Raw genomic sequence first — 12,635 nt, forward strand, 5'->3', positions numbered from 1 at the left:
GTGCCCCGCTTGGCTAAGCGTACAACCGATCAGTAAATGATAGGCATTCGCATTTCGTTAAGCAAGCGTGACAGCCTCGGTCATCCACGCATGGCGTGGATCTACTGGCCAGGGCTCCGGAATCTCAGCCTAGAAGCGGAACAGAACAGTCGCCGCATGCAGCAGCAGGCCGATCAGGCCGCCGACCAGGGTGCCGTTGAAGCGGATGAACTGCAGGTCACGGCCCACGCTCAGTTCCAGCTGCTCGACCAGGTGGCGCTCGTCCCAGCTCTTCACGGTCTGCGCGATATGGGTGGTGACGCCCTCGCGCAGGCGCCCGGTGAGGCGCTGTGCGCCTTCCAGCAGGTGCTGGTTCAACGCCTCGCGCAACGCCGGGTCCGATTGCAGGCTGTCGCCCAGCGAGGCCAGGCTGCGCTGCAGATGGCCGACCAGTGCCGAATCCTCGCGCTGCAGATCGCCGCGCAGGCTGGCCTGGATGCGCGACCACAGGCCCTGTACGTACTCCTGCAGGGCAGGGTGGTCGATCATTTCCTGCTTGAGCTGCTCGATGCGCTCGGCCAGTGCCGGGTCTTCGCGCAGGCGCTGCACGTAGTTGCCCAGCCACTGCTCGTAATCCTGGCGCAGCGGATGCTGCGGCTCGGCCAGCACCTGCTGCAGTTCTTCCAGCACCGCCCGTGCCAGGCGTTCGGCAAGGTTGTCGCCGATCTCATCGATCGGCTTGATCCAGTTCACCGTGCTCGACAGCGTCGGCCATTCGCGCTGGATGTAGCGCACGATCAGCTGCGAAGCGCGTTCCTTCACTTCCGGCTGTTCCAGCCAACGCCCCAACCGTTGCAGGCCTTCGTCCAGCACCCGCTGGTGGCGGCCATCGGCGGTCAGCAGGCCCAGCAGTTCGCCGGCGGTGGCCGCGGCATTCCACTGCCGCAGCTGCTGCACCACGAAGCTGTGCAGCTGCCGTCGCACCGCAGCTTCATCGAAGAAGTCCAGCGCCTGCAGTGCCCAGCCACGGGCCATGTCGGCCAGCATCCGTGACCGCGCGGGATCGGCCAGCCAGCTGCCGAGGCGGCTGGCCGGGTCGAACACCTGCAGCTTGGCCAGCAGCACCGTCGGTTCCAGGAACTGGTCGCGCACGAACAGGGCCAGGCTGTCGCCGATGCGTTCCTTGCTGCGCGGAATGATCGCCGTATGCGGAATCGGCAGGCCCATCGGCCGCCGGAACAGGGCGACTACCGCGAACCAGTCCGCGAGTGCGCCGACGGCGGCAGCCTCGCAGAAGGCCGAGACCCAGGCCCAGATGCCGCGCTCACCCTGCCAGTGGCTGACCGCGAAGCCGGCCAGCATAAACAGCAACAGGCCAAGGGCGAGGGCTTTCAGGCGCCGCAGCTGAGCGCGGCGCGGATCGATGGCAGACGTCATGCCTGAAGTCTACCCGCAGGCCGGTGACGCCTACCTGTAGAGCCGAGCCCATGCTCGGCTGCTCTTTGCCGCGCGCAAGGCAGCCGAGCATGGGCTCGGCTCTACAGCGGCGTGACGCGATCGGTTACAGCGCTTCCAGCTGCTTGCGCAGGTGGGCCAGCTGTGCGCGCAGGGTGTCATTCTCGCGGGTCAGGTTCACCACGCGACGGCGCAGCGCCGGGGCATCCTCGCCCAGCTGCTCCAGCGCAGCCAGTACCTCGGCATCGCGGCTGGCGATCTCATCCTCGTTGGCTTCTTCGAAGTCCATTTCCGGCGACTCCGTTTCCGGCTTCGGCGCGCGCGGCTTGCGCTTGGATTCACGCACACGCTTTGCAGCCTGCTTCAGTTCATCCTTGCCACCGGCGGCAGCGGCGCGCTGCTCTTCTTCCGGCAGGTCGGCCACGGCAGCGGCGGCGCTGATCGAGATCATGCCGGCCTTCACCGCTTCCACCACCTCGGCCGCGGCCTGGGCGTGGATGCGTTCGATCATGCCGACCTGGCTGGTGCTCAGCTTGGCTTCGCGGGCCAGTTCGGCGCGGCTGATCTTCGGTGCCGGCTCCCACGGCGGGCTGTCTTCGCCGGCCTCGTCGGCAGGCTCGGCGGTGCCATCGCTTTCGCGCTGCAGCTGCGCCTGCTCGACCTGCTTGCGCGCGGACAGGATGTCGCGCTTGCGCAGGGCCAGCACGCCGCGCTGGAAATCGGAGACGCTACGCCGGCCCAGGTGCTGCTCGATCATCCACAGGTGCACGTCTTCCATGCTCTGGAAGCGGGTGTTCTGCACGGTATTGAACGGCAGGCCATGCTTCTGGCAGATGCCGTAACGGTTGTGTCCATCCACCAGCACCTCGCCCCACAGCACCAGCGCATCGCGGCAGCCTTCGGCGAGGATGCTGCGCTCCAGCGCCTCGTGTTCGTCCGCGGTGAGCGGGTCGATGTAGGCCTTGAGTTCTTCTTTGACGACGATGTTCATGGGCACGGCAACGGGCAGGAGCGGAACCGCCCATTGTACCCGCTCGCCACCACCGTCCCGACCTCAGGCGGTGGCCCGGATCATCTCGCCCAGGGTGCCGGTGATCTGGTCGATCTGTGCCTTGTCCACGATCAATGGAGGTGACAACGCGATGATGTCGCCGGTACAGCGCACCAGCAGGCGCCCGTCATGGAAGCAGCGGCGGAACACCTCGTAGCCACGGCTGCCGGGGGCGTCCTTGCGCGGCGCCAGCTCCACCGCACCGACCAGGCCGAAGTTGCGGATGTCGATCACGTTCGGCAGCCCCTGCAGGGCATGCAGGCGCTCCTGCCAGTACTCGCCCAGTTCGATCGCACGCTCGAACAGGCGTTCGTCGGCGTAGACGTCCAGCGTGGCCAGCGCCGCCGCGCAGGCCAAGGGGTGGCCCGAATAGGTATAGCCATGGAACAGCTCGATGGCCTGTGGCGGACCCTGCATGAAGCTGGCATGCACGCTGTCGCCGACCAGCACGCCACCCAGCGGCACCGCGCCGTTGCTGGCGCCCTTGGCAAAGGTCAGCAGATCCGGGGTGACCCCGAAACGCTGTGCGGCGAATGCCATGCCGACCCGGCCGAACCCGGTGATGACTTCATCGAACACCAGCAGGATGCCGTGCTGGTCGCAGATCTCGCGCAGGCGTTGCAGATACCCCGGTGCCGGCAGGATCACACCGGCCGAACCGGCGATGGGCTCGACGAACACGGCGGCAATGGTGGAGGGATCGTGCAGGGCGATCAGCCGTTCCAGATCGTCGGCCAGCTCGGCGCCCTGGCGCGGCAGGCCCTTGCTGAAGGCATTGCGTGACAGGTCCAGCGTATGCCGCAGGTAGTCCACGCCGCCCAGCTGCAGGCCGAACTGGCGGCGGTTGTTGGGCAGCCCGCCCAATGCCATGCCGCCGAAGCCGACCCCGTGGTAGGCCTTCTCGCGGCTGATGAAACGCGTGCGCTGGCCTTCGCCGCGCAGGCGGTGATGGGCCAGCACGATCTTCATCGCCGAATCCACCGCCTCCGAGCCCGAGCTGGTGAAGAACACGTGGTTCAGCCCGGCCGGAGCCAGCGCCGCCAGTCGCTGCGCCAGGGCGAAGGCCGGCGGCGAACCCATCTGGAAGGCGGGCGAGTAATCGAGCGTGGCGGCCTGCTCGGCGATCGCGTCGACGATGCGCCGGCGCGCATGCCCTGCATTGCAGCACCACAGGCCAGCGGTGCCATCAAGGATGGCGCGTCCATCCACGTCTTCGTAGTGCATGCCCTCGGCGCGTACCAGCATGCGCGGCGCGCCCTTGTACTGGCGGTTGGCAGTGAACGGCATCCAGTACGCGTCCAGTGAATCGGGGCGCTGGGTGGCCAGGTCGTGCAGGTCGCTTGCAGGGGTTTTCATGCCGGCTCCATCGGGTCCGATGGTTGTGACTCTAGCGCAGCTGCGTCACGGATCTGTCGGCGGGCACGGCCCGGTACGGGCGGGATATGCACGTCACGGCCCGGTAGCAGCCGCGTCGGTATAACAGCGGACAGTCGATACGCGGAGGACCCCATGACCCACTTCCCCGACCGCAGCCACTGGCAGGCCCTGTCCCGCCGCGTGGCGATTCCCGGACAAGCGTTCATCGATGGCCGTTACATGGATGCCGCCAGCGGCGCGCGCTTTGATTGCATCAGCCCGATCGACGGGCGCGTACTGGGCGCAGTGGCCGACTGTGATGCGCAGGACGTGGAGCGTGCAGTGGCCTCGGCGCGCCGCGCGTTCGAGGCAGGCCACTGGTCACAGGCCAGCCCCGCCCATCGCAAGCGCGTGCTGCTGGCACTGGCCACACTGGTGGAGACGCATGCTGATGAGCTGGCTCTGCTGGAAACGCTGGACATGGGCAAGCCGATCCGCGATGCGCGCCGCATCGACCTGCCCGGCGTGGTGCGCTGCCTCACCTGGACCGCCGAAGCGGTGGACAAGCTGTACGGTGAAATCGCGCCCACCGGCCCGCACGAGCTGGGTCTGGTCACGCGCGAGGCCGCAGGCGTGGTGGCGGCCATCGTGCCGTGGAATTTTCCGCTGCTGATGGCCTGCTGGAAGATCGCGCCAGCCTTGGCGATGGGAAATTCGGTGGTACTCAAGCCCTCCGAGCGCTCGCCGCTGAGTGCGTTGCGGTTGGCCGCACTGGCGGCCGAAGCGGGATTGCCCGAGGGCGTACTGAACGTGCTGCCGGGCCACGGTTCACGCGTGGGTGAGCCGCTTGCCCTGCACATGGATGTGGACGTGCTGGCCTTCACCGGCTCCACCGCTACCGGCGCGAAGCTGCTGGAGTACGCCGGCCGTTCCAACCTCAAGCGGGTGTGGCTGGAATGTGGTGGCAAGAGCCCGCACGTGGTGTTCGCCGATGCGCCGGACCTGGATGCGGCGGCCAAGGGCGTGGCGCAGGGCATCTTCTTCAACCAGGGTGAGGTATGCACGGCCGGTTCGCGGTTGCTGGTGCAGCGTTCGATCCGCGATGACTTCGTGCACCAGGTGATCGCCTATGGCCAGCGCATGCAGCCCCGCCATCCGCTGGAGGCAGATGCCCCGATGGGGGCGTTGGTCGATGCCGCGCACGTGGACAAGGTGCTGGCCGACATCGCCCGGGCCGAAGCCGATGGCGCGCGGCTGTTGCTGGGCGGCCAGCGTGCCGAGGTGGAGGCGGGCGGTTGCTATGTGCAGCCGACGGTGTTCGACCAGGTGCGGCCGGAGCAGGCGCTGGCCCGCGAGGAAGTGTTCGGCCCGGTGCTGGCGGTGCTTGGCTTCGACGACGAAGCCGAGGCCGTGCGCGTGGCCAACGACAGCCGCTACGGGCTGGCCGCCGGCCTGTGGACGCGGGATCTCGGTCGCGCCCATCGCGTGGCCCGCCAACTGCGTGCGGGCAGCGTGTGGGTGAACGGCTGGGACGGCGGTGACATGACGGCGCCGTTCGGCGGCTACAAGCAGTCCGGCAACGGCCGCGACAAATCGCTGCACGCCTTCGACAAGTACAGCGAGATGAAGGCCACCTGGATCCAGTTGTAGCGACGAGCCGCGCCCGGCTGCCTTTGGTAGATGCCAACCTTGGTTGGCGCCGGGCAGATTCATCCCGCATGGCGTGGATCTACTGTAGAGGCGGCATGGTGGGATTCATTCACGCAGAAAGAATTCGTTGGCATCGGTGTCGGCTGAAACCATCGCCCCGTACAGCCACTGCCCCGTGGCAGAATCGGTCGATCCGCCGTTACCCGCCTTGCCGATGTCGACGATCGCCGCTGCCGCGCCACCCGTGAATTCTCCCCGCCGTGTCCTGCTGGCCAGCCTGATCGGCACCACCATCGAGTTCTTCGACTTCTACATCTACGCCACCGCCGCGGTGTTGGTGTTCCCGCACCTGTTCTTCCCGGAAAGCAGCGACCAGGCCGCATTGCTGCAGTCCCTGGCGACCTTCGCGGTGGCCTTCATCGCGCGCCCGGTCGGCTCGGCGGTGTTCGGCCACTTCGGTGACCGCATCGGCCGCAAGGCCACCCTGGTGGCCGCGCTGCTGACCATGGGCCTGTCCACGGTCGCCATCGGCCTGTTGCCGACCCACGCACAGATCGGCCTGTGGGCGCCGGCGCTGCTGGCCCTGTGCCGCTTCGGCCAGGGTCTGGGCCTGGGAGGCGAGTGGGGTGGGGCGGTGCTGCTGGCCACCGAGAACGCGCCGCCGGGCAAGCGCGCCTGGTACGGCATGTTCCCGCAGTTGGGTGCACCGATCGGCTTCCTGCTGTCAGCAGGCATCTTCCTGCTGCTCGGTCGCTGCCTGGGCCAGGACGATTTCCTGCAATGGGGCTGGCGCATTCCGTTCGTGGCCAGCGCGTTGCTGGTCGGCCTGGGCCTGTGGGTGCGCCTGAACATCCACGAGACGCCGGATTTCAAGCGCGCGCTGGAGCGCAAGGCGCCGCTGCGGCTGCCGATGTGGACCGTGCTGCGCGACCATCCGCTGCCGATGCTGCTGGGCACGCTGGGCGCGTTCGCCACCTTCGTGCTGTTCTACCTGATGACGGTGTTCAGCCTCGGCCACGGCACCGCCGTGCTCGGCTACAGCCGCGAGCAGTTCCTGCTGATGCAGATGGTGGCGATGCTGTTCTTCGCCTCCGGCATCCCGTTGTCGGCACGTTACGGCGACCGCTGGGGAACGCGCCGCACGATGGCCATTGCCAGTCTGCTGATCATCGGCTTCGGTGTGCTGTTCGCCCCGTTGTTCCAGGCCGGCAGCCCGTGGCTGGTGCTGACATTCCTGTGCCTGGGCCTGTTCCTGATGGGGCTGACCTACGGCCCCTGCGGCACCTTCCTCGCCGAGATCTACCCGGTGGAAGTGCGCTACACCGGTGCTTCGCTGTCGTTCAACCTGGCGGGCATTCTTGGGGCAGCCCCGGCACCGTACCTGGCCACCTGGCTGGCCGAGCGTTATGGGCTGGTCGCGGTCGGCTACTACCTGTGCCTGACCGCGGTGGTCACGTTGTGCGCGCTGCTCGCCCTGCAGCGCCGCCAGCGCTGATCAGCCGAAGAAGCGCTTGAGCGTGCGGCCCAGCCAGCCGCCGCTCTGGTGTTCGCGGGCAAACTGGTTCAGATGCTGCTTGACCTGTTCGGCATAGGCCTGGTCGTCGCCGCGGATGTGGTTGAACAGCCAGCGCGAGAGCATGGTGCGCAGCTCGTCGCTGATGTCCTCGCCGGCCTGGAAGCGCATGCGGTATTCCGATACCCGCTTGATGAAGACCTCATGCACGCGCTTGTGCGCGGCGCAGAACGGATAGCCCGCTTCTTCCATCAGCTCTTCTTCGAATGCGAAGTGGGACATGGTGTAGTCCACCACCTCGTCGATCACTTCGCCCACCGCCGCCCGCTGCAGGCTGGTCTGCGCCACGTGCAGGTGGTTGAGCATTTCGATGATGCGGCGGTGTTGCTGATCGATCACATCGATGCCGATGTTCAGATCGTCCTGCCAGACCAGTAGTGCCATCCCCGGCTCCCCTTCATGCTGATGTCGGGGCCGACTGTAGAGGCGCCGCCCGCAGGCGGCGTTGATCTGGATCAAAGCATGCCGGTCAGGACAGCGCAGCCTCACGCGGACGCAACGGGCTGGCCACCGTGGTGCAGCTGACCCGGTTGCGGCCGCCGGCCTTGGCCAGGTACAGCTGGCGATCGGCCTCGGAAATCAGCCGGTGCAGCGCATCGCGCTGCGGACGCAGGCAGCACAGGCCGATGCTGACCGTCATGCGCAGGGTGGCGCTGCCGATGTCCACTTCCAGCGCGGCGATGCGCTGGCGCAGCTCCTCGAAATAGAGCAGCGCTTCGTCCTGTTCCATGTCCGGCACCAGCAGGCAGAATTCCTCGCCGCCGAAGCGCGCGATCAGGTCCTGGCTGCGCGCGTGGTCGCCGACGGCACGGGCTACCGCACGCAGCGCATCGTCACCGGCTTCGTGGCCGTGGGTGTCGTTGATGTGCTTGAAATGGTCGATGTCGATCATCGCCACCGCCACGCACTGGCCGTGCAGCTGCAGCTGCGGCAGCTGGCGCTGGCTCTGTTCCAGGAAGCAGCGGCGGTTGGGCAGGCCGGTGAGGAAATCGCGGGTGGCCAGGTCCTGCAGCGTGCCGATCAGCTCCAGCTGGTCGACGTTCTGCGACACACGGCAGAAGAACTCTTCGCGCGAGAAGGGCTTGCGCAGGAAGTCATTGGCACCGTTCTTCAGGAAACGCGGGATCAGCGACGCATCGGTATTGCCGGAAATGCCGATCACCGCCACCTTGTCGCGCGAACGCAGGGTGCGCAGGCGACGGGTGAACTCCACGCCCTGCATGCCCGGCATTTCCTGGTCGACTACGGCCAGGCGGATCGCCGGGTGCGCCTCGATCGCCGCAAGGCCTTCGTTGCCATCGGCCGCTTCGTACACCTCGTGACCGTACATGCGCAGCAGGGCGGCGGCATAGCCACGCGCGGACGGCGAGTCGTCCACCACCAGCGCGGCGATGCGCCGGTTGCGCTCCAGGCGCTGCACCAGCCAGACCAGGTAATCGATGCTGCCCGGGGTGTTCTTCAGTACGTAGTCGATGATCTGCTGCTGCAGTACACGCTTGCGCAGGTCCTCGTCATACACACCGCTGACCACCACTGTGGGCAGGTTACGCTTGAGGAAGAACTCGACCACCGCGTCGCGGTCACCATCGGCCAGCACCAGCCCGGTCAGGACCAGGAACCAGCCGCCTTCTTCACTGAGCAGGCGATCGGCTTCGGCCAGCGAGCTGGCCACCACCACCGGCAGCTCCAGGCGTTGTTCGATTGCTTCGCGCAGCATGCCGGTGAACGCGCGCGAGTTTTCCACCAGCAGGATCCGCTGAGGCAGGGGATCGGTCAGGTCGCCATCCAGAGCGGCCTGCGACAGGACGGGCATGATGCGGTGGCTCATGTGGGAGGGTCTTGGCACGGATAGCGGCGGTTTCGGGCGTAACTTTAGGACGAAAACGTCCATGCCCGTCGCTTGGCCAATTGATTGGACAGGAAGCGGTTAGTATCTGCTGGAGGTTCCCGACGTTAACTTCGACCTGGAGGTCATTGTGCGATTTTCATGTTTTGGTGCGGCTACTGGATTTCTGATGCTTGCCGCTGCCCCGGCAATCGCGGGCGGTCCGTCGGATTTCCATGGAAAGCCATTGGCTACGGCTGGATTGGGGCAGGCCAGTCCGGCCGCGATCAATCTCAGCCAGGACCCCAGCTGGCAGCTGTATGGATTCCAGCGTGACGGCATCACCTATCTGCAGGTGAATGACCTGCTCGGAAATGTGCAGCTGATCATCGGCAATGCAGGAGGTACCTACTGGGTGTTGCCGGCAGGCAACAACGCGGCCCGGGTTTCGCTGCCCCAGCAGCAGATCCAGATTCCGGCAGGTGCCAGTCGCTCGCAGATCTACAGCGGCAGTGATTTCTCGCTGGTGCGCTATCGCAGTGGCGGCGACGTCATCTGGTCGGTGGAAACACCGTAAAGACGGTGAAATGCGCAGCGGCGTCGGGATCTCCCACGCCGCTGCGTTTGCCGCGATGGTTGTGGCCGAAGCACGATATGCGGCAAGGGAGGCCCTCGGCGGATACCGGCCGTCAGGTCTGGGTCTGCGAGTTTCCCTGCCCGAAGGCCGTCACGTGATCCATTGGGTTGAACGACGCCAGGCCGAGGGCAGCGGAATCACCCGTTTCCACCATCGCCATCCGTATCCGGTTCCGATGGCACTGCACCGTTCCACCATAGGCAATCGTCCGGCCAGCCAATCGCTCCACTGTGGCGGTGACGGTGGACGGTGCCAGGCTGCGATATGAATCCAGCAGTGCGACCGTCATCAGGATGCCGCGGCGTCCGCCTGCCTGGCCGCAACGCACGCGGATGCGGATCTGGCCTGATTCGCTGTTGATCAACAGTGAAACCGCATCGGTGAGGGCGCGATAGGCGGCCAGCTGAAGGCCCACACTGAGCTGACAGGGATCGCCGAGCAGGCGAGGGCGCATCACCCGATGGCTCAGGTCCCAGGTTTCACGTACGCCGCCGGCCTGGAGGGCGACATAGAGCCCAAGATGTTCCAGCGCAGCGGGGTAGACCATGCTGGTCTGTTCCCGGAACTGTCGCGAATGGACCGAGGCCATGTGCAGGAGACTGTTCGCTATCGTGGGATGGCCCTGAGCATTGAGCCAGTTCACCACCTCGCTGAGCGAGGTGTCGATGCCGTCCCCCAGTTTCCTCAGGTGCCGGGCGCGCTCGCGAAGATCAAGCTCGCTTGCCACCAATGAATTGCGCGCATGCTTGAGCGCGTCTCTTTCACCTACTTCGCCCAATCGCGAACGGTGGTAGTAGTGGGTAATGCGCGACCCCAGTACCAGCAGTGCAGCGCCGGTGACCGCCATGATCTGCTGGGTCGCGAAGGCGGCTGGATCGAATGCTCCCGTGTAGGGACTGGGCGTGGTCAGGCCGATGATCAGGTTGAGCGAGGGCACTCCGATCGCCGCACCTCGCCAGCCATACAGGCAGGTAAGCACCACGACCGGCAGCGCCATCAGCAGCTGCATCGACGTCTTGGCGTTGACTTCGTCCAAGGGCAGCTGTGCGGCATACAGGCCAATCATCGCCATCATCGTCAGGGCGGCGAGTGCAGGCGGGGCGAAGCCTGACGTCCACCGGGCGTTGCTGGTCCGTCGTGTCCACAGCAACGCGAGCGGCGCAAGGGTCAGAATGCCGATGAAGTCGCCAACGACCAAGCGCGCGATGCTGGCAAGTACCGGCATCTCCGGGGGTGTCGGCCACAGAAGGTGTGCCAGCACCAGATTGAGCGCCGTGACCACCAGCGCCGAAGCCGCTGCGACTGAAATCAGCCACGCATTCTTCGTGGTCACCATCATCTTCCGGTGCAGATGCACGATCAGCATCACGGCAGGCATCAGCAGTGCCGAACCCAGCACGATCCAGGTCAGCCCGTACTTCTCGATCATTGGCACGCGCATCTGCGCAAAGTAGGCATATTCGCCCAGCAGCAGATACGGCCACCAGCGAGGGGGGAACAACAACACTGCAGCGACGCGGACGCCGGCGGGCAGATAGAACTGGTCGAGCGACAACTGGCGCGACGCCCAGCATGCGACGGCGTACAGCAGCGCAAGGACCAGCCCCGCCGGGCGGATACGCAACTTCAACTGCAGGCCTTCATTCCACCAGTTCAATCGCACTACCCCTTCACAGTACGTTCCCTGTCAGCATCCATTCGCCGCGGGACCCGGTTCTTAACGACGGTATCGACACGCGTTCGATTATGCAATCGCCTCAGTGGTCTGCCCGACAAGTGGGAAAGTCATCACATGATTACCTGCGGCGACGAGTTTCACAGTTTTCGGGGGACGGTAGATTCAGCTCGCTTCCCGATGACTCACCACAGCGCATCCCGCAGTTTGTACCAGGACATGGCCGCCACCAGCAGCGGCATGCGCAGCAGCCGTCCGCCGGGGAAGGGCGCATGTTGCAGGCGCTGGAACACGTCCAGACGCTCGCTCTGGCCCGAAATCGCGGCGGCAATGACCTCGCCGGCCAGCCCGGCCGCTGCCACACCATGGCCGGAGAAGCCCTGCGCGAAGTACAGATTTCCGTCCAGCCGGCCCCAATGCGGGGCGCGATTGCGGGTGATGTCCACATAGCCGCCCCAGACCTGCTGCAGCGGGATGTCGGCCAACTGCGGGAACACCTGGTGCATGCGCCGCTGCATCACCCGGTGCAGGCCGGGCGGGGGCAGCGCGGAATAGCTGGCACGGCCGCCGAACAACAGGCGGTGGTCATGGCTGAGCCGGAAATAGTCCAGCGCCCAGGCGGTATCGGAGACCGCCATGTTGTTGCCGATCAGGGCGCGGGCGCGCTCGGCACCCAGCGGCGCGCTGGCGCCGATATAGGTGCCGACCGGCATGATGCGCCGTTCCAGCTCAGGCACCAGCCCCTGCAGCAGGGCGTTGCCGGCCACCACCAGCTGCGGCGCGCGCACGCTGCCGTGGTCGGTATGCAGCACCGCGTTTGCACCACGTTGAATGCGCGTCACCGGCGATGCTTCGTGGATGACCACTCCGGCCGCGCGCGCGGCATCGGCCAGCCCACGGGCGTAGGCCAGCGGATGCAGGTGCGCGCTGAGCGGGTCGAACATCGCCGCGCGGTAGCGCGGGCTGTCCAGCTGCATGCGCAGGGTATCGCGCGGCCACCACTGCATCGGGTAGTCGTAGTGCTGCTGCAGATGCTCGCAGTTGGCGCGCAGGTCCTGCTCGTGGCGTGCGCGGATGGCGACGCTGGCGTGGCCCTGCACCCAATGGCAATCGATGCCATGCCGGTCGATGCGCGCGCGCATCGCCTGTACCGCGTCACGCGACCAGTCGAACAGGTGGCGTGCATCCTCGCGGCCGAGCTGGCGTTCCAGCTCGTCGACTTCGCAGCCGTAGCCGACCAGCGCCTGGCCACCATTCCGGCCCGAGGCTCCCCAGCCGATCCGCTGCGCCTCCAGCACCACCACCCGCTGGCCGCGCAGGGCCAGTTCCAGTGCGGCGGTGAGGCCGGTGTAACCGGCGCCCAGTATCGCGACATCGGCCTGCAGTTCACCGCGCAGCGGCGGCAGCGCGGGCGGTTCGGGCAGGCTGCTGGCG

10 protein-coding genes are annotated in these 12,635 nt (G+C 66.4%); 3 read left to right on the top strand and 7 right to left on the bottom strand.

The window, feature by feature from the left end:
• Positions 1-129 precede the first annotated feature (129 nt).
• From QP457_RS07610 to QP457_RS07620, 3 genes are all read right to left on the bottom strand, one after another.
• Positions 130-1,416: a DUF445 family protein gene (locus QP457_RS07610; protein ID WP_089239951.1), complete on the bottom strand. Its 1,287-nt coding sequence runs from the start codon at positions 1,414-1,416 to the stop codon at positions 130-132.
• Between the two features lie 124 nt (positions 1,417-1,540).
• Entirely contained in the window at positions 1,541-2,425 is an 885-nt protein-coding gene (locus QP457_RS07615; protein ID WP_099819997.1) for a plasmid replication/partition related protein, read from the bottom strand.
• A gap of 63 nt (positions 2,426-2,488) precedes the next feature.
• Complete coding sequence (locus QP457_RS07620) at positions 2,489-3,841, bottom strand: aspartate aminotransferase family protein (protein WP_205403978.1); 1,353 nt, start codon at positions 3,839-3,841, stop codon at positions 2,489-2,491.
• Positions 3,842-3,994: 153 nt separating this feature from the next.
• On the opposite strand from QP457_RS07620, the gene QP457_RS07625 reads away from it, so the two are divergent.
• Both QP457_RS07625 and QP457_RS07630 read left to right on the top strand, forming a co-directional pair.
• A complete protein-coding gene (locus tag QP457_RS07625; RefSeq protein ID WP_180164252.1) occupies positions 3,995-5,491 on the top strand; it encodes an aldehyde dehydrogenase in 1,497 nt (498 codons plus the stop codon).
• A 214-nt stretch (positions 5,492-5,705) separates the two neighbouring features.
• The gene (locus tag QP457_RS07630; RefSeq protein ID WP_205404038.1) at positions 5,706-6,986 is read left to right on the top strand and encodes an MFS transporter; all 1,281 of its coding nucleotides are present in this window, start codon (positions 5,706-5,708) and stop codon (positions 6,984-6,986) included.
• Here QP457_RS07630 and QP457_RS07635 read toward each other — a convergent pair whose 3' ends face one another.
• Both QP457_RS07635 and QP457_RS07640 read right to left on the bottom strand, forming a co-directional pair.
• Positions 6,987-7,448: a bacteriohemerythrin gene (locus QP457_RS07635; RefSeq protein ID WP_025875341.1), complete on the bottom strand. Its 462-nt coding sequence runs from the start codon at positions 7,446-7,448 to the stop codon at positions 6,987-6,989.
• 85 nt (positions 7,449-7,533) lie between these two features.
• Positions 7,534-8,877, bottom strand: a complete 1,344-nt coding sequence (locus QP457_RS07640; protein WP_180164332.1) for a diguanylate cyclase — start codon at positions 8,875-8,877, stop codon at positions 7,534-7,536.
• Between the two features lie 202 nt (positions 8,878-9,079).
• Between QP457_RS07640 and QP457_RS07645 the strand changes: the two genes are divergently transcribed.
• Positions 9,080-9,466 (top strand): hypothetical protein, encoded by a 387-nt coding sequence (locus QP457_RS07645; protein WP_223880014.1) that lies wholly within the window; start codon positions 9,080-9,082, stop codon positions 9,464-9,466.
• 112 nt (positions 9,467-9,578) lie between these two features.
• Here the strand turns inward: QP457_RS07645 and QP457_RS07650 are convergent, their stop codons facing one another.
• Entirely contained in the window at positions 9,579-11,189 is a 1,611-nt protein-coding gene (locus QP457_RS07650; protein WP_286041398.1) for an MASE1 domain-containing protein, read from the bottom strand.
• 197 nt (positions 11,190-11,386) lie between these two features.
• Positions 11,387-12,625 carry an FAD-binding oxidoreductase gene (locus QP457_RS07655; protein WP_240196366.1) on the bottom strand — a complete coding sequence of 413 codons (1,239 nt, stop codon included), beginning with the start codon at positions 12,623-12,625 and terminating at the stop codon, positions 11,387-11,389.
• Between the last annotated feature and the right edge of the window lie 10 nt (positions 12,626-12,635).

The organism is Stenotrophomonas sp. As-7 (assembly GCF_030291015.1).
Lineage (GTDB): Bacteria > Pseudomonadota > Gammaproteobacteria > Xanthomonadales > Xanthomonadaceae > Stenotrophomonas > Stenotrophomonas lactitubi.